19 protein-coding genes are annotated in these 20,664 nt (G+C 59.6%); 8 read left to right on the plus strand and 11 right to left on the minus strand.

Features of this window, described 5'->3' with window-relative positions; genetic code table 11:
• Positions 1-239 precede the first annotated feature (239 nt).
• A complete protein-coding gene (locus C3451_RS20525) occupies positions 240-857 on the plus strand; it encodes a response regulator (protein WP_022646926.1) in 618 nt (205 codons plus the stop codon).
• A 3-nt stretch (positions 858-860) separates the two neighbouring features.
• Here the strand turns inward: C3451_RS20525 and C3451_RS20530 are convergent, their stop codons facing one another.
• From C3451_RS20530 to C3451_RS20550, 5 genes are all read right to left on the minus strand, one after another.
• Entirely contained in the window at positions 861-6,446 is a 5,586-nt protein-coding gene (locus tag C3451_RS20530; protein ID WP_045621750.1) for an ATP-binding sensor histidine kinase, read from the minus strand.
• 9 nt (positions 6,447-6,455) lie between these two features.
• Positions 6,456-6,836 (minus strand): response regulator, encoded by a 381-nt coding sequence (locus tag C3451_RS20535; RefSeq protein WP_006810275.1) that lies wholly within the window; start codon positions 6,834-6,836, stop codon positions 6,456-6,458.
• A 23-nt stretch (positions 6,837-6,859) separates the two neighbouring features.
• Positions 6,860-7,120: a XapX domain-containing protein gene (locus tag C3451_RS20540; RefSeq protein ID WP_045621749.1), complete on the minus strand. Its 261-nt coding sequence runs from the start codon at positions 7,118-7,120 to the stop codon at positions 6,860-6,862.
• The gene (locus C3451_RS20545; RefSeq protein WP_022646923.1) at positions 7,117-7,338 is read right to left on the minus strand and encodes a DUF1427 family protein; all 222 of its coding nucleotides are present in this window, start codon (positions 7,336-7,338) and stop codon (positions 7,117-7,119) included. Before C3451_RS20545 ends, C3451_RS20540 begins: the two co-directional genes overlap by 4 nt.
• Positions 7,339-7,399: 61 nt before the next feature.
• The gene (locus tag C3451_RS20550) at positions 7,400-8,086 is read right to left on the minus strand and encodes a hydrolase (RefSeq protein ID WP_022646922.1); all 687 of its coding nucleotides are present in this window, start codon (positions 8,084-8,086) and stop codon (positions 7,400-7,402) included.
• 220 nt (positions 8,087-8,306) lie between these two features.
• On the opposite strand from C3451_RS20550, the gene C3451_RS20555 reads away from it, so the two are divergent.
• The 4 genes from C3451_RS20555 to C3451_RS20570 are packed head-to-tail and all read left to right on the plus strand — an operon-like array spanning position 8,307 to position 13,053.
• A complete protein-coding gene (locus tag C3451_RS20555; RefSeq protein ID WP_023299235.1) occupies positions 8,307-10,178 on the plus strand; it encodes an amidohydrolase in 1,872 nt (623 codons plus the stop codon).
• Positions 10,178-10,585, plus strand: a complete 408-nt coding sequence (locus C3451_RS20560) for a DoxX family protein (protein WP_063139198.1) — start codon at positions 10,178-10,180, stop codon at positions 10,583-10,585. Before C3451_RS20555 ends, C3451_RS20560 begins: the two co-directional genes overlap by 1 nt.
• Positions 10,582-12,201: an MFS transporter gene (locus C3451_RS20565; RefSeq protein WP_124304392.1), complete on the plus strand. Its 1,620-nt coding sequence runs from the start codon at positions 10,582-10,584 to the stop codon at positions 12,199-12,201. Before C3451_RS20560 ends, C3451_RS20565 begins: the two co-directional genes overlap by 4 nt.
• Before the next feature lie 30 nt (positions 12,202-12,231).
• Positions 12,232-13,053 carry an alpha/beta hydrolase gene (locus C3451_RS20570; RefSeq protein WP_045621747.1) on the plus strand — a complete coding sequence of 274 codons (822 nt, stop codon included), beginning with the start codon at positions 12,232-12,234 and terminating at the stop codon, positions 13,051-13,053.
• Here the strand turns inward: C3451_RS20570 and C3451_RS20575 are convergent.
• On the minus strand, positions 13,016-14,437 hold the full coding sequence (locus tag C3451_RS20575) for an MFS transporter (protein WP_045621746.1): 1,422 nt from the start codon (positions 14,435-14,437) through the stop codon (positions 13,016-13,018). The genes C3451_RS20570 and C3451_RS20575 overlap by 38 nt on opposite strands.
• Positions 14,438-14,482: 45 nt before the next feature.
• Positions 14,483-15,571 carry a cellulase family glycosylhydrolase gene (locus C3451_RS20580; protein WP_045621745.1) on the minus strand — a complete coding sequence of 363 codons (1,089 nt, stop codon included), beginning with the start codon at positions 15,569-15,571 and terminating at the stop codon, positions 14,483-14,485.
• 185 nt (positions 15,572-15,756) lie between these two features.
• On the opposite strand from C3451_RS20580, the gene C3451_RS20585 reads away from it, so the two are divergent.
• Complete coding sequence (locus C3451_RS20585) at positions 15,757-16,764, plus strand: LacI family DNA-binding transcriptional regulator (RefSeq protein WP_045621744.1); 1,008 nt, start codon at positions 15,757-15,759, stop codon at positions 16,762-16,764.
• Here C3451_RS20585 and fosA read toward each other — a convergent pair.
• Positions 16,750-17,175, minus strand: coding sequence for a FosA/FosA2 family fosfomycin resistance glutathione transferase (gene fosA, locus C3451_RS20590; RefSeq protein ID WP_045621742.1), 426 nt, complete (start codon positions 17,173-17,175; stop codon positions 16,750-16,752). The two genes, C3451_RS20585 and fosA, sit on opposite strands and share 15 nt — an antisense overlap.
• Positions 17,176-17,374: 199 nt before the next feature.
• On the opposite strand from fosA, the gene trpS reads away from it, so the two are divergent.
• Both trpS and C3451_RS20605 read left to right on the plus strand, forming a co-directional pair.
• Complete coding sequence (gene trpS / locus C3451_RS20595) at positions 17,375-18,376, plus strand: tryptophan--tRNA ligase (protein WP_063139199.1); 1,002 nt, start codon at positions 17,375-17,377, stop codon at positions 18,374-18,376.
• A 584-nt stretch (positions 18,377-18,960) separates the two neighbouring features.
• A complete protein-coding gene (locus C3451_RS20605; protein ID WP_022646912.1) occupies positions 18,961-19,359 on the plus strand; it encodes a hypothetical protein in 399 nt (132 codons plus the stop codon).
• Here the strand turns inward: C3451_RS20605 and C3451_RS20610 are convergent.
• Genes C3451_RS20610 through C3451_RS20620 form a run of 3 tightly spaced genes read right to left on the minus strand, consistent with a single transcriptional unit; the run spans position 19,340 to position 20,570 of the window.
• Entirely contained in the window at positions 19,340-19,798 is a 459-nt protein-coding gene (locus tag C3451_RS20610; RefSeq protein WP_063139200.1) for a hypothetical protein, read from the minus strand. The genes C3451_RS20605 and C3451_RS20610 overlap by 20 nt on opposite strands.
• 21 nt (positions 19,799-19,819) lie before the next feature.
• Entirely contained in the window at positions 19,820-20,083 is a 264-nt protein-coding gene (locus C3451_RS20615; protein ID WP_046621075.1) for a hypothetical protein, read from the minus strand.
• Positions 20,058-20,570 carry a DUF2778 domain-containing protein gene (locus C3451_RS20620; protein WP_124304393.1) on the minus strand — a complete coding sequence of 171 codons (513 nt, stop codon included), beginning with the start codon at positions 20,568-20,570 and terminating at the stop codon, positions 20,058-20,060. Before C3451_RS20620 ends, C3451_RS20615 begins: the two co-directional genes overlap by 26 nt.
• Positions 20,571-20,664: the final 94 nt, after the last annotated feature.

Below are 20,664 nucleotides of genomic sequence, written 5' to 3' on the forward strand. Positions count from 1 at the left end.
GGCTCAGGATGAATATCGCCTGTGTCACGCACTGGCTTCGCAGCCGGAAAGGTCTCTAAAAACAGCGTTCCGATCCTAACCAATTCGCCACATTTTTATTACACTTTCATATCATCTTCATATTGCCGAATGATAATAATTATTAATGTGTTAGTATGAATGAGGATAGCAAACAGTCGCTTACGTTCAAAAAGGCGCATTTTATTCTCGATGGTTTACTGATCACACCGGGGCGGTGAATGGAACACATTGTTTATGTGGTTGATGACGATGATGCAGTCAGGCAGTCCGTTGTTGGGCTGCTGGAATCAGCGGATATACACGCCCTTGGCTTTTCCTCAGCAGAAGCCTTTCTCAGCCATCCCTTTGAGGATCTGCCCTCCTGCGTGATCCTCGATATGCAAATGCCCACGATCACCGGGTTTGATGTCGCAGATGCGCTGAAAGCCAACGGGCGAGAAATACCGATCATTTTTCTCACCGGTCACGGCACCATCCCTATGTCCGTCCGGGCGATCAAAGGCGGGGCCTACGAATTTCTCACTAAACCCGTTGAATCCAGCGCCCTCATTGGCTCTATCGAATCCGCGCTCAGGCTGGCACAGCACAACGCCGCCCGCGTCAAAGAGCACTACGCCCTGAAACAGCGCCACATGTCCCTCACGCCGCGCGAGCATGAGGTGCTTGAGCTTGCCATCAGCGGCAAGCTCAACAAGCAGATCGCCGCCGAGCTGGGCGTCAGTGAGATTACGGTGAAAGTACACCGCCGCCGGGTGATGGAGAAAATGCAGGTCCGCTCCGTGGCCGAGCTGGTCAGGGCCGTCGAGCGCCTGACCAAACATCAGCCAGCGGAATAACCGTTACGCCTCCTGTCCGGCAAGCGGCAACGCGAAGGTAAACACCGTGCCGTACGGCTCTCTGCGGCGCGCACTCAGTTTTCCCCGGTGCCGTTCAATGATGCTGGCGCTGATGGTCAGCCCCATCCCCATTCCCTGCGCTTTGGTCGAATAGAACGAGTCAAAGATCCGCTCGGTGAGCTCCGGCTCAATGCCGCTGCCGGTATCGGCGATCTCAAAGATCACCTTCCCTTCGGCGCAGTTCGCGGTGGCGATCGTGATGCTGCACGGGCGATCCGTCACTTCCGCCATCGCTTCCATCGCATTCATCACCAGGTTAAGCAGCACCTGCTGGATCTGCACGCTGTCGCCGATGATAAAGCTGTCGTCAGCGTTCAGGAGATAATCAACGCTTATGTGTCGCAGCTCAAGTTCGCTGCGGGAGAGCATAATGATGTGGTGGATCAGGAAGTGCAGATCGATGCGCCTAAACGTGGGGTCCTGTTTGCGCGTCAGAGATTGAATGCTGCGGATGATCTCCCCTGCCCGCTCGCCCTCGGCGGCGATCTCCTCCAGCCCCTCTCGCACTTTGTCCAGCCGCGCCGGATCGCGGTTGAGCCAGCGCAGGCTCGCGCCGGCGTTCGAGACAATCGACATCAGCGGCTGGTTGATCTCGTGCGCGATCGAGGAGGTGAGTTGCCCGACGGTGGTGGCCCGTGAGACTCGCGCCAGATCCGCCTGCGCCACCCGCATCGCATCTTCCGCCGCCCGCTGGCTGGTGATGTCGGTAATGATGCCGTAATACTCATTCACTTCGCTGCCCACGCCCACCGGATCGCCAATCCCGAGAATGTAGCGAACGGAGCCGTCGGTGCGGATAATGCGAAACTCCGCGCGCATCGACAGCCCGTCACGCACGCTCTGATTAACGAGGTTACCAATCCGGCCATAATCATCCTCATGCACGAAGGTCAAAAACTCCGCCATTGAGATCATCTTTTGCTGCTCCGGCAGGCCAAGAATACGGGCGTACTCTTCGGACATAAACATCAGATCCTGCACCAGCTCCCAGCGCCAGCTGCCGGTATGGCTGATCTGCTCACCCAGCATCAGCGAGGTCTGGCTGGCGCGCAGCTCTTTCTCCACCCGTCGGCGGTGGATGTTTTCCGCCAGCAGCTCGGCGTAGAGCCGTGCCGTCTCCAGCGAAACCGCCGCCTGCGCGCCCAGCAGGCTGACCACGCGCGAATGTTCGGCGGTAAACACTTCCGGCATCAGGCGGTTTTCCAGATACAGCACCCCCACCAGTCGCGCCTGTTTGAACATCGGCACGCACATCACGGCGGCGCCGGATGTCACCAGATAAGGATCCTGGCTGAACGGGTGAAATTCCTCCGGTTTGCCGGTGCGGATCTCCTGCCCGGTGCGGATCACCGCGGCCAGCACCGACAGCGGCATGTCCGTCGCCATCGGTGTCTCTTTCAGGATGCGAACCCGCACCCCGTCGGTGCTGGTCCAGGCGCTGGCTTCGATCTCCGGGATGTGATTATCGCTGACGCGAAGCAGCAGGCCACGCTGCGCCCCGGCCCGTTCAAGCAGCAGCGTCATCAGGTTTTCAATTAAACGCTCGAGGTTGATTTCTTCGGACAAGGCGCGTGAGGCTTTGATGACGCTCTGTAAATCGCGGATCACCTCGTTCTGGGCAAATGCCACGGTGTCGTACGCGCGGCTCTGCCCGGAGGCCAGCAGATGCGGGAAATCCTGCTCCAGCTGACGCACCTTGGCCTGCGCCCCGGCGCGGCCCCAGGCGGCAATCGAACCGCGGAAATGGGCGTCGGAGGCGGTCGGGTAGCCGCAGGCCAGCGAGAAACGCCCTGCCAGCTCGTGGGCCAGGGCATTGTTCGGGTTAAACCCGCCCTCCCGCGAGAGCCGCACCGCATTTTCATACTGCTCCAGCGCGATGCTGTTCATGCCGTCCAGACGGACGATTTCGGCATAAATCAGCGCCTCTTTATCGGCAAACGTGCCCGGATTGATCCGCGCCCAGAGGGCAATTTTGTCGTAATGGTGATGAATACTGCGGCGATAATCCGCCGAGAAGGTCTCCGGCGTGAGCTGGCGGGAGAGCGCCAGCGCGCTGTAAAAATGGTAATCCAGCAGATGGATATGGCCCGGCGCGGACCACGCATACCAGCCCGCCCTCTCTAAATCCGCCTGCGCGTCGGCGTATTCGCCGCAGGTAAAGTGCGCCATCCCGCGATAGAGCCAGTACCAGAACAGCATGGTCGAGGTCTGCTCGGGCGCCTGCTCCGGCGGTGCGGGCAGCAGATCGTCAGGCAGCGCCTGGGCGGCGCTCCATGTGCCCGTCACCGGCGTGCGTAAAAACTCCACGTAGCGGCGCTGAATGTGCAGAACGGTTTCAATGTCCTGATAATCCGTTTTACGCACAAAAGCCAGACCGCGATCGATGCTGGTCAACACGCCGTCCAGATGATCGCCCCGGGAGAGGAAGTTAATGATCTGATGACAAGCCGCGAAGCAGGCCATCGTCATGTCGCCGTGGGTCACTGCCGAGGTAAAGCAGGCCTTGGCGCACTCGATAGTGTACGACAGCGGCTGGGTCCAGACGCTGAGCTGGTCGAGCGGCAGCAGAGTTTTAGCTTCATAGGCATCATAGCCGTGGCGGTTCACCAGCTCGCGAGCCAGCGTGCCGTACTCAAACCCGAGACGGTATTCGGCGTAGCGGTGGCCAATCAGCACGCCAAACCAGGCCATCGCCGTGGTGGATGCGCCGGTTATGCCGCGATCGAGCGTGAGGTGCATCATCCGGCACAGGAGTAAAAAGTGCAGGCGCGGGCAGGTAAAGCTGGCGAAAATACTGGCGCTGTAAAGCAGGTTCATTACCGCTTCGGTCTCCGCGCTCTCCATCAGCTTAAGCTGAGTAAACGGGTTCTGCGGCGCGTCGGCGGTGCGTTGACAGAACTGCTGCCAGGCCTCGTCACATTCGGCATTTTCCGGGTAGCGGCTGATCTGGATCCCGAACACGCCCAGCCAGCATAACGACGCCTCCAGCGCCAGGCGGATCTCCGACTGGCGCATATAGACTTCCGCCAGCAGGTTAGCGGCCAGCGCTTTCTCCGTCAGCCCGCCCGGTGAGCCGAGGATCGTATCGCACAGCGCGCGCGTGCGCTCCAGGTGCCCGAGCGCGAACTCACAGCCCGCCTCTTCGATATCCAGCATAAAGTCCGAGACCGGACCCGCGTTCCCCAGCGCTCTGGCGGTCTGGATGTAACTTAAGGCGGAAAGGTAATCGCCGGTACGCTTCGCACGCCGCGCGGCCTGGAGGCTCAGCTCACGGAATCTCTGGCGCTGCGGCGCAGGCTGGATGCAGTCCAGCGCGGCGCTGACGTGGTGAACCGCGCGGAACAGCAGTTCGTTACCCGCCGTCTGCCGCGCGGCATCCGCCAGCAGGCTGGCGGTGGTCAGGTGCAGATGGCTTTTCTCGCCCTCATCCAGCAGGGCAAAGGCGGCTTCCTGCACCCGATCGTGGGTAAAAGCGTACTCTTTCTCCGTCAGCACAATCAGCTGAGCGGTAACCGCCGGATGAAGGGCGTAGCGGATTTCCGCCGCCGACTGCCCCACCACGCGGCACAGCATCTCCAGCTCGCCCGTGCAGCCGAGGCAGGCGATGCTGCCCAGCAGGCGGCGCGTCTCGTCGGGCATCTCCTTGAGCTGTTCAAGCACCAGCGTCACCACGTTCTCGGTGTAATGCCGGGCGCGGATGGCCTGGAGATCGTAATGCCATTTCCCCTGATATTTGTTGTGCACCACCAGTCCGTCATCGACGATGCGGCGGAAAAATTCCTGAACGAACAGCGGGTTGCCGCCGGTTTTTTCATGGATCAGCGTGGCAAGATCGGAGGTGCCGGTACTGCGGGCATGAAAAATCCCCCCGAGCCAGCGTGCCACGGCCTTCACCGACAGCGGCTGCGGCACGATCGTCATGGCATGCTGCGCCGCCTCCGGCAGGCTCGCCAGCGCGGTCTGCAAGCTGGGATCAGAAAGCGAACTGAGATCGCGGTGCGCCACCACCACCAGCAGCGGGATGGCGCCGCAGGCGCGCAGCAGGTGATCGAGCGTTTGCAGGCTGGCGGCGTCGATCCACTGCACATCATCCAGCAGCAGCACCAGCGGCGCGCCCTGTGTGGCGAAGGTTTTCACCAGCGCCAGCACCATATGGCTGAAGCGCGCCCGCGCGTCGATGGAAAATGTATCCGCAGAGAAACGCGGTTTGTTCTCAAGAAGTAAATTCAGCTCCGGCACCAGGCTGACAGCCAGCTCCTCGAAGCCTTCCAGCGCGCGCGACAGGCGGATTTTCCACGTCGCCACCTCCCCGGCTGGCAGCCCGAGCAGGTGCAGCGTGAGCGTCCGAAACGCCGAACTCAGCACGCCGTAGGGCAGCGTGGGAGAGTATTGATCGACCTTGCCCACCGCCAGCAGCACCTTGCGCTGTTGCAGCGATTTCAGCGTGGTGGCGATCACGGAAGATTTGCCGATCCCCGACGGACCGCCAATCGTCACCAGTTCCGGCGCACCGCTCTGGCTGACCCGCTCAAACGCGGCGATGACGTCGCTGGCCTGCGGATGCGCAGAGAAAAGCGAATCGGCAAGATGGATCGCCGGAGAGCGATCCTGCTGGCCGGGAATAAAGTCGACGATCTCACCTTCGGCGGTCAGCGTCGCCTGGCAGCGCCTGAGGTCGGCAATCAGCCCGTCGACGGTCTGATAGCGATTCTCCGGATTCTTCTCCAACAGCTTAAGGATAATGGTCGAGAGCATGCCGGGTACGTCCGGACGCACCCGGCCCGGCGCAAGCGGCTCAGAGGCAATGTGGTAATGCGCCCAGTTAGTCTGGTCATCAGCGCTCAGTTCAAACGGCAATCGCCCGGTCAGAAGTTCATAAAGCACGATACCCAGACTGTAGAGATCGCTCCGGCTGTCGACGGCGCGCCGGGTACGCGTGGTGTGTTCCGGTGACATGTAGGCGGGCGTGCCGCCAGACGCGGCAAGCCGGGACTGGGAGAATGCGTCGGAAGTGGCGCAGGAAAGACCAAAGCTGCACAGACGGCTGGTGGCGTCGTGATGAACGAAGATCGACCCGGGTTTGATATCGCCGTGGATCAGGTTGTGCAGATGCATCTGGCGCAGGGGACCGCAGATGCGGATCGCCATCTCGATAAAGCGGGCGATCCCGGAAATCGCCTTACCTGCCCGGCACGCCAGCAGTTCAAAGCAGAACGGCGCGTATACCAGCGCAAAACGTCCGCGGTACTGGGTTGAAGCGACGGGCCGGATAGCCCAGCCGTCATGAAGTCGATCGCGCAGGGCAAACTCGTTTTTAAGCAGCCGCGTTGCCCGCTCCTCTTCTTCATCGCTGACCGCGGTGGCAATAATAAACGAACCGCCGGACTGGGGATGCCGCCCGTTCATCCAGGAGATGCCGCCCTCCTGCGCCAGCACGGTAAAAATAACATCCTCTTTCAGAACAAAAGCCCGCCCTTCATGGAGACTTCCCCGGGCGGGCCAAAATGCAGGCGACGTTTGTTCGTTCATCCGCGATCCTTATTGTCGGCGGGTCAGCTCCCGCTGAATATGATCCAGCAGAATATCGATGTTAATCGGCTTACGCAAAAATGCAGCGGCGCCCAGGCTGAGTGCATACCGCTGCATATTTTCATCCGCATGGCCGGAGATAAACAGTATTGGCGGCGGCGGCGTGGCCAGCAACCGCAGCTTCTCAAACAGCTCGATCCCGTTCATGCCGCGCAGCTTGATGTCGGTGATCACCAGCGACGCGCCGGACAGGGCGAGAGGGTGGCTCAAAAACACCTCTGCCGAATCGAAGGTATCGGTAGCATACCCTTCCGATTGCAGCAGGTTACTGAGCCCGCTGCGAACAGAGCGTTCATCATCAATGATGGCAATGCGCCACGGCAGCGTCATGCTGTCTTTCCTCAAACAATTCGTTACGCGTCGCGGCTTTCCTTCGCGGGCGTTGGGGGCGCGGTACCGCTGATTTTCGGTACGCATTCATGACGAAACCAGGCCAGGGTCAGCGGTTCGCGGCTCACCAGACGCCGTCCGATGGGGATCAGTTGTTCACCCACCAGCATGCCGAACAGGCCAAGCAGCGCGACGACCGGCGGCGCCGGGGAATGCACGTCGAGCAGGGCGTAAATTACCCCAGCCGCGACCCCGCACACCAGCGAAATAATCCAGGCCTTCATGATGACGCTCCGGTCAGGTGCTGAACGTGGGGAACCGTCACCTGCACGCCAGCGGGATTATCGCGGGATAAAAGATGACGCATCGCCTGTTCCCCTGCCAGCATACCCAGCAGGCCAATCAGCGCCAGCGCGGGCGGCGCGGGGGAACGCACCTTCAGCACGGCATACATCAGGCCAATCAGCACGCCTGCCGCGAGGGATATCAACCCTGTACTCATTGTGAACTCCAGAGAAAAAGGCAGTGACGAGCCGGATGAGGGACCAGCCCGCCGCCGGGATTTAGCGTGCCGGAACCGGCGCTAAGGTACGGTGCTCGCTCTTCTGGCGAGACGGCGCTTTGTGCACCATGGTGTAGGCATAATCCACGCCCATGCCGTAGGCGCCGGAGTGCTCGCGCACGATATCCATCACCGCGGTATAGGTCTCTTTATGTGCCCAGTCACGCTGCCACTCCAGCATCACCTGCTGCCAGGTCACCGGGATCACGCCCGCCTGGATCATGCGCTGCATCGCGAAGTCGTGGGCTTCTTTGGAGGTGCCGCCGGACGCGTCCGCCACCATATAAATTTCGTAGTCCCCTTCCAGCATCGCGCACAGGGCAAAGCTGTTGTTGCACACTTCGGTCCACAGGCCCGCGACAACCACCTTCTTCTTGCCGTTAGCCTTCAGCGCGTCACGCACCTTCTGGTCGTCCCAGGAGTTCATGGAGGTACGCTCCAGAATGTCCTGACCCGGGAACACGTCCAGCAGCTCCGGATAGGTGTTACCGGAGAAGCTTTCGGTTTCAACGGTGGTGATGATGGTCGGGATGTTGAACACTTTTGCCGCTTTCGCCAGCGCCACGGTGTTGTTTTTCAGCACCTGGCGGTCAATAGACTGCACGCCAAACGCCATCTGCGGCTGGTGGTCGATGAAGATGATCTGACAGTTGGCTGGGGTTAAGACTTCGAGTTTTGTAGTGGTCATAAGATTATCCAGTGAGGTTAAAGGTTAAAATCGCCGCGAACAGCACGCCGATAAAATCGCATTCATCCTATGACCCACGCCGCTGGCGCGTAATTATCTCTTCGTATAGTTAACCTTAGGTATAGTTATACTTTGGTATACCTATCCTATTGTATAACTGGATCTTTCCCGAAACCGGTTCCCATAATCCTGACCATTCCCCTCTCAGTCTGGAGCAGTTATGGTTACCCTCGGTAAAGCCGATCTCATTCTGGTTAACGGCCAGTTTCACACCGTCGATCGCGAGAACCCTCTCGCGGAAGCCGTTGCCGTGCGCGACGGGAAATTCCTGGAAGTGGGCACCGTCGCCGAGGTGATGCAACACCACTGCGACGGCACTAAGGTGGTCGACTTAAAAGGCCACACCGCCATCCCCGGCCTGAACGACTCGCACCTGCACCTGATCCGCGGCGGGCTGAACTACAATCTCGAGCTGCGCTGGGAAGGCGTACCGTCCCTGGCAGATGCCCTGCGCATGCTGAAAGAGCAGGCCCTGCGCACGCCGTCGCCCCAGTGGGTGCGCGTGGTGGGGGGCTGGAGCGAGTTCCAGTTTGCCGAGCGCCGTATGCCGACGCTGGATGAAATTAACGACGCCGCGCCGGATACGCCGGTGTTTATCCTGCACCTGTACGACCGCGCCCTGCTCAACCGCGCCGCGCTGAAGGTGGTCGGCTACACCAGGGACACGCCGAACCCGCCGGGCGGCGAGATCCAGCGCGACGCCAACGGCAACCCGACCGGGATGCTGATCGCCCGCCCGAACGCCATGATCCTGTACTCAACCCTCGCCAAAGGGCCGAAGCTGCCGCTGGAGCAGCAGGTCAACTCCACGCGCCAGTTCATGCGCGAGCTGAACCGCCTGGGGCTGACCAGCGCCATCGACGCAGGCGGCGGCTTCCAGAACTACCCGGAAGATTACGAGGTAATTGCCGAGCTGCACGAGAAAAAGCAGATGACCATCCGCATCGCCTACAACCTGTTTACCCAGCGTCCGGGCCACGAGCTGGAAGACTTTGAAAAATGGACCGACATGCTCACGCCGGGCCAGGGCAGCGACTTCTTCCGCCACAACGGCGCGGGCGAGATGCTGGTCTTCTCCGCCGCCGATTTTGAAGACTTCCTCGAGCCGCGCCCGGATCTCGCGCCGGGCATGGAGGACGAGCTGGAGCGCGTGGTGCGCCATCTGGTCGAACACCGCTGGCCATTCCGCCTGCACGCTACTTATAACGAATCCATCAGCCGCATGCTGGACGTGTTCGAGAAGGTGAACCGCGACATTCCGTTCAACGGGCTACACTGGTTCTTCGACCACGCCGAAACCGTGTCACAGGCCAACATCGACCGCATCAAAGAACTGGGCGGCGGCATTGCCGTGCAGCACCGCATGGCCTTCCAGGGGGAATACTTCGCCGAGCGCTACGGCATCGAAGCCACCCGCCACACGCCGCCGGTGGCGAAAATGCTGGAGACTGGCGTGCCGGTGGGCTTAGGCACCGACGCCACCCGCGTGGCGAGCTATAACCCGTGGACCGCGCTCTACTGGCTGGTCTCCGGCCGCACCGTTGGCGGGATGCAGATGTACGATCACAGCGCCCGTCTGGATCGCGATACCGCCCTGATGCTCTGGACCCAGGGCAGCGCGTGGTTCTCCAGCGAGCAGAACCAGAAGGGGCAGATCAAAACGGGCCAGCTCGCGGATCTGGCGGTGCTCAGCAAAGATTACTTCCGCGTGCCGGAAGAGGAGATCAAGGGCATCGAGTCCGTCCTCACCGTGGTCAACGGCGATATCGTCTACGCCGCTGGCAGCTTTGGCCCGCTCGCGCCGCCCGCCATTCCGGTCCTGCCCGAGTGGTCCCCGGTGGTGAAGGTGCCGGGCCACTACCGCAGCGCGCCGCCGCAGGCCGCACGCGTCGGCATGAGCGCCGTCCACCACTGCAGCGGCCCGTGCGGGGTTCATAGCCACCAGCATGATTTCGCCCGCACGTCAGAGATGCCGGTGTCCGACGATAACGCTTTCTGGGGGGCGCTGGGCTGCAGCTGCTTTGCATTCTGATGAAACAAAACGACGCTTCGCCCCGGATCGATGCAGGGCTGTTTTTCCTGCGCCTGACCGGCAGCCTGCTGCTGCTTTACGTGCACGGCCTGCCGAAGGTGCTCCACTTCAGCGAAGAGCTGACGCGCATCGAAGATCCGTTTGGTTTCGGACCTTACGCGAGCCTAATCCCGGCGATCGTCGCCGAGGTCATCTGCCCGCTGTTTATCATTGCAGGGGTTTACACCCGCCTGGCGTGCCTGCCGATTATCGCCGTGCTGCTGGTGGCGATGCTGGCGGTGCACCCGGACTGGTCGATTGCCGAAGGGCAGTTTGGCTGGCTGCTGCTGATTATCTTCACCACCCTCGCCCTCACCGGACCGGGCCAGTGGCGGCTGCAGCGTAAGACGACGGAGAGGTTCGCATGACCCAGGTTAACGACGTTCGCGACGCACACGTCGAGACGACGCCCGCATCGGCGGCTTCGCCCTGGCAGCCGCTGAGCCAGCCGGTGTTCCGCATGCTGTGGATCGCCACGGTGGTCTCTAACGTCGGCTCATGGATGAGCGACGTCGGCATCAACTGGAGCATGCTGACGCCCAGCGCCGATCCGCTGGATATCGCGCTGGTGCAGGCGGCCAGCAGCCTGCCGATGTTCCTCTTCGCCCTGCCGTCCGGGGTGATGGCGGACATCGTTGACCGACGAAAATACCTGCTCTTCTCCCAGCTATGGGTATTCATCGCCGCTGCCGGGCTGACGCTGCTCTCTTTTACCGGACACGTCACCTCCACCGTTCTGCTGGCGGCAACGTTTCTGCTGAGCGTGGGCGCGGCCATGAGTTCGCCGCCGTTTCAGGCGATTGTGCCTGACCTGGTGAGCAAGCCCGAGCTGGGTTCCGCCGTGGCGCTTAACTCGCTCGGGGTCAACATCAGCCGGGCGATTGGCCCGGCGCTGGGCGGTTTCCTGCTGTCGCTGGCCGGGCCGTGGATGGTGTTTGCGCTTAACGCGCTATCCGTGGTCGGCGTGGCGTGGGTGCTGTGGCGCTGGCGTCCGGCGCCTTCCGTGCAGCGGCTGCCGCCGGAGCACTTCTTCTCGGCGGTGCGGTCCGGCATTCGCTACGTGCACGCCGCCCCGGTGCTGCGCAACGTGCTGGTGCGTACCGTGGCGTTCTTCGTTTTCGGCAGCGCGGGCTGGGCGTTACTGCCACTGGTGGCGCGCCGCGAGCTGGGCTTAGGCCCGGCGGGCTACGGCGTGATGCTGGCGTGTATCGGCCTGGGGGCGATTGCCGGGGCGATCCTGCTGCCGCGCCTGCGCCAGCGGCTGAATGCCGATCGGCTGATGGTGGCCGCCAGCCTGACGTTTGCCCTCACCATGCTGGCGCTGGCGTTCGTGCGCCACTTCTGGCTGCTGAACCTGTTTGAGTTTTTTACCGGCTTTGCGTGGATTGCGGTGCTCTCCACCCTCAACCTTGGCGCACAGCGCAGCGCCGCCCGCTGGGTAAAAGCCCGGGCGCTGGCTGTGTATCTGACGGTGTTCTTCGGCTCGATGACCGCAGGCAGCGCCGTCTGGGGGCAGATCGCCTCGCAGTTCGGCACCCCGACCTCGCTGGTGGTTGCCACGCTGGGGATGGTGCTGGCAAGCGCGACGGCGTTCCGCTGGAAGCTGGAGAAAGATCCGAATTTAAATCTCGACCTGAGCGGGCAGCCGCTGGACGGCGTGGAGATTGAACTCCCGAACGAGCGCGGCCCGGTGCTGGTGTCGCACGAGTACATCATCGACCCACAGAACGCGAAAGCGTTTTTGCAGGCCGTGCACGAGCTGCGCCGGGTGCGCCGCCGCGCCGGGGCGATGAGCTGGGCGGTGTACGAGGATATCGAGCGTCCCGGTCTGTTTATTGAGACCTTCCTGATGGGCTCGTGGATTGAGCATCTACGCCAGCAGGAGCGCCACACCATGAATGACCTCCTGCTGCAGAGCCGCGTTCTGGCTTTTCATCAGGGCACAACATCACCGGCTATTCGCTACCTGGTCGCGCCGGTATAACCATAATCATCACCTGCACAGGAACACACTATGGCAACGTTTAAGGCAAAAGACGGCACGCAGATTTACTACAAAGACGGCGGCGCGGGCAAACCGGTTCTCTTCAGCCACGGCTGGCCGCTGGACGGCGACATGTGGGACAGCCAGCTGAACTACCTGGCCGAGCGCGGCTTCCGCGCCATCGCCTTTGACCGTCGCGGCTTTGGCCGCTCGGATCAGCCGTGGAACGGCTACGACTACGACACCTTTGCGTCCGACATCAACGACCTGATTACCGCCCTGGACCTGCAGGACGTGACGCTGGTGGGCTTCTCCATGGGCGGCGGCGACGTGACGCGCTACATTAACAACTACGGCAGCGCGCGCGTGGCCGGTCTGGCGCTGCTGGGCGCGGTGACGCCGATCTTCGGCAAATCCGACTCCTTCCCGCAGGGTGTGGATCAGAGCGTGTTCGACGGCATTCGCGACGGGCTGCGTAAAGATCGCGCCCAGTTCATCAGCGACTTCGCCACCCCGTTCTACGGTATCAACGCCGGGCAGACCGTCTCTGCCGGTGCCCTCACCCAGACGCTGAACATCGCCCTGCTGGCGTCGCTGAAGGGCACCATCGACTGCGTGACCGCGTTCGGCGAAACCGACTTCCGCCCGGATATGGCGAAAATCGACGTGCCGACGCTCGTTATTCACGGCAGCAACGACCAGATCGTGCCGTTTGAAAGCACCGGCAAGCTGGCGGCAGAGATGATCAAAAACGCCACGCTGAAGGTGTACGACAACGCGCCGCACGGCTTCGCCCTGACCCACCAGGACCAGCTCAACGAAGATCTGCTGGCGTTTGTGAAGTCGCTGTAATTTTCTGTAGGCCGGGTAAGGCGCAGCCGCCACCCGGCGCTTTCGCAGACGCGTTCCGCTCCGCCAGCAGCCGACAAATCTCCGCGTGCTTCTCCTCGGTAAAGGTAAAGCGCGACATAAACACGATGCGGATCAGCGACCCAATCGCCGGCAGCAGGCAAATCCCGAAGAACAGCCCCGACAGCACGCTCTCGCTCTGAACTTGCGCCTGCGGCACGTAGCCAATCATCGTCAGAAACACGCCGATTAACCCGCCGCCCACCGCCACCGACATCTTGCCGGTAAAGGTCTGCCCGGAGAAGGTGATCGCCGCGCAGCGCTTGTGGGTGTGGTACTCCGCGTACTCGATGGTGTCGGCAATCATCGACGAGGTGAGGATGTTGGTCATCATCACGAACAGCGTGCTCAGGCCGAGCAGAATAAACAGCATCGTCACCTGCTGATACCCGACAAACCACATCACAACGCGCACCGCCACGTCCAGCCCGCAGAGGATCATAAACAGCTTCCGCTTCTGCATCCGGCGCGTCAGCATCGGGGCGACCAGGCACAGCACCGCCGCCACAATGCCCATCACGCCAATCGCCATCTGCAGGCTGCCGTCGCCCATGTTGTTGATAAAGAAGTAGATATAGAGTCCGCCCGCCACGTTATGGAACACGCAGAAAAAGAACGACAGCAGGACGATAAACAGCGGCTTGTTCTGGCGCAGGTTGTGGAAGGTGTCGCGCATCGTCACCTTTTCCGGGCTGGGCGGGACGCGCTCTTTGATCTGCATAAAGCCGTTGAGCATCAGCGGCAGCCCCACCAGCATCATCACCAGCGCCGCCATAAAGTAGCCTTTATCGTTGCTGTACTGGGCAAAGAACGCCGCCAGCTTCGGGAAGAAGATATTGGCGCAGGCAATCCCGGCGTTCACCCCGAGCATCGCCGCCGTTACCGCGCGGGTGCGCTGGCCGGAGTCGTTGGTCATCACCGACGACATCGACCAGAACGGGATATCGGAGATGGCGTACAGCGTCCCCCACAGGATATACGTCACCCCGGCGTAGAGGATTTTGGTGGTCATGTCCGCTTCGATTTTATAGAACGCCAGCAGGGTGACGCCGGTAATCAGCAGCGGCGCAATCAGTAAAAAGTGGCGAAACTTGCCGAACCGGCTGTTAATGGTGTCCATAATGCTGGCAAACAGCGGATCGTGAACCGCGTCCCACGCGCGGGCAATCAGGAAGATGGTACTTGCCGCCAGCGCCGAGATCCCCAGCACGTCGGTGTAAAAATAGTTTATAAACGAACCCACTAAACCAAAGCTAAAACACTGACCTAAACCATAGCCAAAGTAGGACCACAACTCGCGAGACGGTATTTTCATTGTCATTGCCATAGTGCGTACCTGGTTGCCCGGCGACAGCGCGCCGGGTCGTTATTATTAGCCCTGCGGATCCGGGGCGATATTGCGCAGCTTCTTCATCAGCGCGATTTCAGCGCGTGAAAACGGGATACCGTTCTCCTCGAACACGTCGTGGAACCACAGGCGGCAGTAGTCCGTGGACTCCTTCATCACCACCGGCCACGGCAGCCAGGTCTGGGTTTTACCGCGCACCAGCCCCCACTGATACGGCGCGACCTTTGCCATGTACATCAGCGGGAGCTGCTCTTCGATGGTGCCGCCCACGTGACGCGCCAGCCATTCGGTGCAGAAGATTGGGCGGCCCAGCGCCTGAAGTTGCTGGATAATCGCCGTCATGCGCCCGGTATTGGTGTAGGCGTGATAGCTCACCACGTCCGACAGTTCCAGCGCGGTCTGGTCCAGCGGGTGCTGATAAAACGTCTCGCCCTCCTCTTCCGCCGGCAGACGCCAGGCGCAGACGGTAAGCGGCTGGGTCGGATCTTCCTCACGCACCCAGCGGAACGCCAGCTTCATCAACTCGTGCGCGCAGGTCTCCAGCTTCTCGTCGTACAGCACCTCTTCGGTGCCCGTCGCGAAAATGCCGCGGTTTCCCGGCTCGTTATACAGATCCCACAGCAATACGCGCTTATCCTCGCGGAACTGGCGCACAACGTCGCGGATATAGCGCTCAATCTGTGGCCAGCAGTCTCGATCGCACACCTTGTCGCGCCCCGGGCTCGCCGCCGCCTGGCTGTTGTGTTTGCCCGGTACGGGCGGCTTTTGCGGGCCGAGGTACGGCTCGTCGCCGGAGAAGCCGCAGTCGTCCATCAGGGTCAGCATGGTGCTGAAACCGCGGCCGTCGGCAATCGTCAAAAAGCGGTCGATGCGCGCCATCAGCCCGTCGCGGTCGTGCTCCCAGACGATAAACGGCAGGTTGATGCGCAGGGTGTTGTAACCCGCGTCCGCCGCCCAGCCCAGCTCGCGGTCGATGGTTGCGGCATCGAAGGTCTCTTCCTGCCAGATATCGGTCCAGTTCACCGCCGTCGACGGCAGATAGTTAAACCCGCACAGCCAGCCTTTCTGCTGATACCACGCCTGTGCCTGCTCCCTGCTCCACTGCTCTTTCATTACGCATCCTCTTACTGATAATATTTAGCTAATAAATATTAGCTGCAGAATAAATGCGCAAATCGCGGCGCTCAGAAAAGCGACGCCTCTCACAAAGTTCACGCTTCGATGGATGAGAAACGTGATCGACGGCGCGGAAGCGCGCGGTTAGGGTATGATGCAAATTCGCGAAAGGGAGAGGACGGATGAAGCGAAAAACGAAAGTGACGATGAACGATATTGCGCGGGCGGCAGGGGTGTCGCAGGCGACGGTATCGCTGGTGCTTAACCAGTCCCGCAACATCAAGCTCAGCGACGACACCCGCCAGCGGGTGATTGGCGTCGCCACCGAGCTCGGCTACGACCGCCTCCCCGCCGTTCACGCCCCGCGCAACCAGGAAGAGATCGCCCTGCTGGTGAGCTCCATGCAGAGCTTCGACCCGTTTATCGACGCCATCAGCCAGGCGCGGGAAGCGGCGTGGCGCAATGAAACGTTGCTCACCGTCTACGACTACGGCGACGACATCGAGCTGGCGCTGAACATCATCCGCCAGCTGGAGAAGCGCAACTGCATCGGGATTGTCCTCGCCTCCCCGGTCACCACGCTGGTGGACATGACGGCATTCCAGGACTGCACCCGCATCCCGCTGGTGCTGCTCAACCAGCGCGACCCCGGCTCGCCGCTGCTGCCGTCGTTTATCCCGGACGACTACGCCAACGCCTTCCAGGTGACGAAACACCTCATCGCCTGCGGGGCGACGCGCATCGCCCACATCACCGGGGAGAGCTGGATGGAGGCCTCGCGCCAGCGTCTGGCGGGCTACCGGGCGGCGCTACAGCAGGCCGGACTCGCGTGTGACGACGGCCTGGTGCGCCAGACCAACTGGCAGTTCAGCGAGTCCTTTACCGCGACGGCTTCGCTGCTGGAACTGGCCGAGCGCCCGGACGCCATCTTCTGCGCCAGCGACTGGCTGGCGATTGGCTGCTATCAGGCGCTGGCGGTGAACGGCGTGCGCATCCCGCAGGATATGCTGCTGGCGGGCTACGACGACCAGAAGATCTCCGAGCAGCTCACCCCGCCGCTGACCAGTATCCAGTTGCCTTACAGCGAGCTGGGACGGCTGGCGGTGGAGTACCTCTGCAATCAGGAAGATGCCGCCACGCACGTGACGCTGGCGGGCAGGCTGAAAGTGCGCGCCTCAAGCCTCGTCTGAGGTAAACACCATGCCCGCATAGGGCTTCTCGCGACACGCCGCCAGCCGCGCGGCGAGGCTGCCCACGTGCAGCTCCAGCTTGTGCCCGTCCGGGTCGAGAAAATAGAACGACGCCCCCTCGCTTTTGTTCTGCTTCCAGACGGTGATGCCCGCCTGCTCCAACTTGTTCGAGAACGGTTCAAAATCCGCCTCCGACACGGTAAACGCGTAGTGGGTGTAGTCGCTCTCCTGCGGCGGCACATACTGGCGCGCTTCGTCGTACGACAGGCAGACCCACAGATCGCCGCAAGTGAGATAGGCCCCGGTATTCCAGCGGGCGTGCAGCGCAAGCCCCAGCAGCTCGTGCCAGAAGGTGACGCTTTTTTGCAGGTCGCTGACCGCGAGGGTCAGGTGGTTGAGTGATTGCAGCATGACGTGCCCTTTTGTTTTTCGCGCCGGACGTGGTACGGTAAAGAGATGAACATAAACCACGCCGTCCTCACCGTAAACCGCTGGTGGCTGCCTTCTTAAAGGCGGCACGGAGTAGTATTCCCCATTTTCAGATAGCCGCCGAAAGGCGGCTTTCTCACATCTAAGACCCCTTTCGGCATTACAACGTTAAGGAGTCTTTATGAACGCACCCACCATCCTCACCGGCGATCGCCCAACCGGCCCGCTGCACCTTGGCCACTTCGTCGGATCGCTGCGCCAGCGCGTGGCGCTTCAGCAGACGCACAACCAGTTTGTGCTGATTGCCGACCTACAGGGGCTGACCGACAACGGCTGCAACCCGCAGAAGATCCGCGACAACATCCCCGAAGTGCTGGCCGACTACCTCGCCGCCGGCATTGACCCGAACCTGACCACTATCTGCCTGCAGTCCGCCCTGCCCGCCCTCGCCGAGCTGACGATGCTGTACATGAACATCGTCACCGTCGCCCGCGTGGAGCGTAACCCGACGGTGAAAAACGAGATTGCGCAGAAGGGCTTCGCCCGCTCGCTGCCGGTCGGGTTTATGGCCTACCCCATCAGCCAGGCAGCGGACATCACCGCTTTTAAGGCCGAGTGCGTGCCCGTCGGCGACGACCAGTTGCCGATGATTGAGCAGACCAACGAGATTGTGCACAAGATGAACAGCCTGCTGCCCACCCCGGTGCTGCGCCACTGTAAGGCGATGCTGAGCGACACCAGCCGCCTGCCCGGTATCGACGGCAGCGCGAAGATGTCGAAATCGCTGGGCAACACGCTGCACCTTTCGGCCAGCGAAGAGACGATCCACCGTGCGGTCAGCGCCATGTACACCGACCCGAACCACCTGAAGGTGAGCGACCCGGGGCAGATTGAGGGGAACGTAGTGTTTACGTATCTCGACGCGTTTCATCCGGACAAGGAGAAAGTGGCGGCGATGAAGGCGCACTATCAGGCGGGCGGGCTGGGTGACCGGGCATGTAAGAACGAGCTGGAGGGGTGTTTGCAGGAGCTGATTGCGCCGATGCGGGAGCGGAGGGCGATGTATATGGGTGATAAGGGGGAATTGATGGCGATGCTGAAGCGCGGGACCGAACGGGCGCAGGGGGTGACGCAAGGGACGTTGAGGGAGGTGAAGGTGGGGCTGGGGGTGCCGGTGTTTTGAGAGTGTGAGTTAAGAGAGTTCGCGGTGGAGTGTATGGTACCGGCATGAAGCCGCTAACTCTTTTATTACGAAAATAAGCAAGGCGCAATAATTCTTAAACGCATTATTAGCCATAGTTGTTTGTCATTCTGTTAAGAGCGCTATATTTATAGACTCTTTTTATTTTAAACGTCGCGGCAAGCATTATGAGTAAGTTTATTATTTCCATGCTGAATACGTTACTTTGTGTTTTTGTGATTGTGTTATGCCTCATATGCGTGGGCGTCACTGATAACTGGAAAGAATGCACTATAGCAATAATCATCACTTTAGGATGCGCACATTTCATGGCCATTTTACTGAATCGTGTATTGCCTCATAAGTTATCGATCTTAGAAGGAATAGTGGAATTATTGGGAGGGCCATTATTAGTTATAGGCGCAATTGTGTGCTTTGATGTATTCGAACCCTGGCCGCTAAAAATCATTGGGATGTTTGCGTGGACTGTTTTGATTTTCTTTGTACCTTCAATAATAAATCCCAGACGTTAATTCGGTCTATTAATCAATGTCTACGTCATTTCTTCACCCACGGAATCCAACATAATGTACCCCACTCTTTCGCAGGTCATTGAGGTTGTACGTCAGTCCTCGGGACATCATCGCAAGCGCATTGATGAGAACACCCTAATCGAAGCCGACCTCGATATATGCGGCATGGATGGCGATGCCCTGATTGAAGACTGCGAGGAAGCGTTTGGCGTTACGCTCGTCACTGAAGAAGATGGTTATGAGAAAATTTTTTCCCTCGCTGAAAACGAGTTTCTTTTTAGCACCGAGGGCATAGATTACTTTGGTATCTGCCGCTTGATTCGCAGGCTACGAGGCATTCCCGAACCTGTGATACGCGATTTAACCGTTGGCGAACTCCATGCTGTGCTGGTTAAGGCTGTGAAAGAGCAGATAAAGCACGAGTGGTTTTTTCTTAATACGGGCATGAGATGACATGCCCGTTACCTATCACTTTGGTCAGTTCAATATCACCCGTAGCGGTATTAAAGTACAGATAGAAAAAATCTGCGTTTAACCGTTCGGGTTTCGACCAGACCTCCTTCACTTCCAGGCTACGCTTTTCCTTCACATACCCTAACGTTTCGAGATAAGCGCGCAACGGTGCAGCACTGGTAGCGCCTTTAAAAATGATACTGTTTGAAGGTTCGTAACCATCGCCCGAATGCGCCTCAAAATAATAGTCGTCCGTTACTTTTGGGGCGTTCTTAATATCCTTGTCTGTCAGTATCCGGTAGTGGAAAAAATCGTTTTCCGTATAAACGGTCGTCGCATCAGAATCAGATGCCACAAGCCATACAAACAACCATCCGAGGATACATACAGTGGTAACCGTGAGCGCTGACCACTTCAGGGCGTTTAAAAGGATTGTCATAGAAAATGCCCATGAAATGTCTTATCCCTGCCTCAGATTGCATATCTTCCGAATGGCGAACATCAGTAGCGCGGTAACGACGACCATCATCCCACCCAACACCCACAGGAATGATGGGTCTGCTTCACCATCAGCAAACCCCAGACCGGTACGATTTAAAAAATCATTGCTAGCTTGAGACAAGTAATCGAGCAAGCCTCCCAGAGGAAACAGGACGATAAAGAAGGAAGCAATGAGGCATGCCAGACCAATCAGGATATTATTTTTTAACTTTGCATGAAGCATAATCAGCCCTTCCTGTCACATCAATACGTCCAAATGCCATCAACCCTTTACCACCAGGAACACGAATCTTCTTACGTGCAAGCAAAGATTGTCTGACCAGTTGAAAATCAGGGATATTATAGAACGTTATGCATCCCCACGACTCTCCCTCACCATTCGGCCTCAATGGATAAAGTCGAAATGAGCCTCTGTCGACCCCATTCACAAATACGTTATCAGCCATGGTAGTAGCATTAAACAAACCGAACCATTCAGAATGTTTGGTACCGTTCTTGAAGTCTTTTACAAACCGCTCGACCCGATTAGCAATACTGCCTTCCGGTGCATCAACGATCCAGTACGTACCCACAGGTAATGCTGCATTCCTGATAAAGGCGCACTCTGCAATATTGGTTACGGGTTCTATTCCTGAAAAAACGGGAAACGTCCCAACGCCATAAACGTGTAGTTTCAGTGACCTGCCCCCACGATTAGATACAACACTCAGTTAGTAACGTCGGAATCTTCATTCTCAGAATGACCCTTTCTCCAGCCCGCTGCAAATTCAGACGGTGTCTGATAATTCAGCGTGGAGTGCGGGC

This window comes from Enterobacter sp. 301B (assembly GCF_003850715.1).
Lineage (GTDB): Bacteria > Pseudomonadota > Gammaproteobacteria > Enterobacterales > Enterobacteriaceae > Enterobacter > Enterobacter intestinihominis.

Coding starts and splice junctions, on each gene's coding strand:
- C3451_RS20525 (WP_022646926.1), top strand. CDS start 240: ATGGAACACATTGTTTATGTGGTTGATGACGATGATGCAGTCAGGCAG.
- C3451_RS20530 (WP_045621750.1), bottom strand. CDS start 6,446: ATGAACGAACAAACGTCGCCTGCATTTTGGCCCGCCCGGGGAAGTCTC.
- C3451_RS20535 (WP_006810275.1), bottom strand. CDS start 6,836: ATGACGCTGCCGTGGCGCATTGCCATCATTGATGATGAACGCTCTGTT.
- C3451_RS20540 (WP_045621749.1), bottom strand. CDS start 7,120: ATGAAGGCCTGGATTATTTCGCTGGTGTGCGGGGTCGCGGCTGGGGTA.
- C3451_RS20545 (WP_022646923.1), bottom strand. CDS start 7,338: ATGAGTACAGGGTTGATATCCCTCGCGGCAGGCGTGCTGATTGGCCTG.
- C3451_RS20550 (WP_022646922.1), bottom strand. CDS start 8,086: ATGACCACTACAAAACTCGAAGTCTTAACCCCAGCCAACTGTCAGATC.
- C3451_RS20555 (WP_023299235.1), top strand. CDS start 8,307: ATGGTTACCCTCGGTAAAGCCGATCTCATTCTGGTTAACGGCCAGTTT.
- C3451_RS20560 (WP_063139198.1), top strand. CDS start 10,178: ATGAAACAAAACGACGCTTCGCCCCGGATCGATGCAGGGCTGTTTTTC.
- C3451_RS20565 (WP_124304392.1), top strand. CDS start 10,582: ATGACCCAGGTTAACGACGTTCGCGACGCACACGTCGAGACGACGCCC.
- C3451_RS20570 (WP_045621747.1), top strand. CDS start 12,232: ATGGCAACGTTTAAGGCAAAAGACGGCACGCAGATTTACTACAAAGAC.
- C3451_RS20575 (WP_045621746.1), bottom strand. CDS start 14,437: ATGGCAATGACAATGAAAATACCGTCTCGCGAGTTGTGGTCCTACTTT.
- C3451_RS20580 (WP_045621745.1), bottom strand. CDS start 15,571: ATGAAAGAGCAGTGGAGCAGGGAGCAGGCACAGGCGTGGTATCAGCAG.
- C3451_RS20585 (WP_045621744.1), top strand. CDS start 15,757: ATGAAGCGAAAAACGAAAGTGACGATGAACGATATTGCGCGGGCGGCA.
- fosA (WP_045621742.1), bottom strand. CDS start 17,175: ATGCTGCAATCACTCAACCACCTGACCCTCGCGGTCAGCGACCTGCAA.
- trpS (WP_063139199.1), top strand. CDS start 17,375: ATGAACGCACCCACCATCCTCACCGGCGATCGCCCAACCGGCCCGCTG.
- C3451_RS20605 (WP_022646912.1), top strand. CDS start 18,961: ATGTACCCCACTCTTTCGCAGGTCATTGAGGTTGTACGTCAGTCCTCG.
- C3451_RS20610 (WP_063139200.1), bottom strand. CDS start 19,798: ATGACAATCCTTTTAAACGCCCTGAAGTGGTCAGCGCTCACGGTTACC.
- C3451_RS20615 (WP_046621075.1), bottom strand. CDS start 20,083: ATGCTTCATGCAAAGTTAAAAAATAATATCCTGATTGGTCTGGCATGC.